Here is a 1,173-nt window from a genome sequence, read left to right as displayed (position 1 = left end):
AAAGTAATACTTGGAGATAAGTACAAATGTTTCAGATCGCTGATATTAAAGGCCGTGAGGTTATGGACTCACGCGGCAACCCAACAGTGGAAGCCGACGTTATTCTTGAGTCTGGTGTTGTTGGTACGGCTTGTGCGCCTTCTGGTGCCTCGACTGGATCACGTGAAGCTTTAGAGCTTCGTGATGGTGATAAGTCGCGTTACCTTGGTAAAGGTGTATTGAAAGCGGTTGCTGGTATTAACGAAGACATTCGTGCCGCGTTAGTCGGTAAAGATGTGACGGCTCAGCGTGAACTTGATCAGATCATGATTGATCTTGATGGTACAGAGAACAAAGCAAAGCTTGGCGCAAATGCGATTTTGGCAGTCTCTCTTGCGGCTGCAAAAGCAGCAGCGCAAGCGAAGGGTGTTGAATTGTATGAACACATCGCTGATGTGAACGGTACGTCTGGTCAATACTCGATGCCTGTTCCAATGATGAATATCCTGAACGGTGGTGAGCACGCAGATAACAATGTTGATATCCAAGAATTTATGGTGCAACCAGTATCTGCGCCTACGTTCGCTGAAGCGCTTCGTGCGGGTGCTGAAATTTTCCACGCATTGAAGAAAGTGTTGCAATCTCAAGGCTTGAACACAGCTGTTGGTGATGAAGGTGGTTTTGCGCCTAACTTAGCGTCTAATGCTGATGCATTGGCAGTCATTAAAACGGCTGTTGCCGATGCCGGCTACGCTCTAGGTGATGACATTACACTCGCGCTAGATTGTGCATCTTCTGAATTCTACAAAGACGGAAAGTACGATCTAAGCGGTGAAGGTAAAGTCTTCTCTGCTGAAGGCTTCTCTGATTACTTAGCAGAGCTTTGTGATGCTTACCCAATTGTTTCTATTGAAGATGGTCAAGATGAATCTGATTGGGCTGGTTGGGCTTATCAAACAAAAGTACTTGGTGACAAAGTACAGCTAGTTGGTGATGACTTGTTCGTGACTAACACTAAGATTCTTAAGCGTGGTATCGATGAGCGCATCGGTAACTCAATTCTTATCAAGTTCAACCAAATTGGTAGCTTGAGTGAGACGCTTGATGCAATTCAAATGGCGAAAGATGCAGGCTACACCGCAGTGATCTCTCACCGTTCAGGTGAAACCGAAGATACGACTATTGCTGATTTGG

1 protein-coding gene is annotated in these 1,173 nt (G+C 45.8%); it reads left to right on the top strand.

Features of this window, described 5'->3' with window-relative positions; genetic code table 11:
* Nucleotides 1–26 precede the first annotated feature (26 nt).
* On the top strand, nt 27–1,173 hold a 1,147-nt coding region (gene eno, locus A3762_RS23060; RefSeq protein WP_068757841.1), incomplete at its 3' end, for a phosphopyruvate hydratase.

This window comes from Oleiphilus sp. HI0125 (assembly GCF_001635355.1).
Note: the sequence above shows the minus strand (reverse complement) of the source record. Positions and strands in the feature narration are given on the sequence as shown.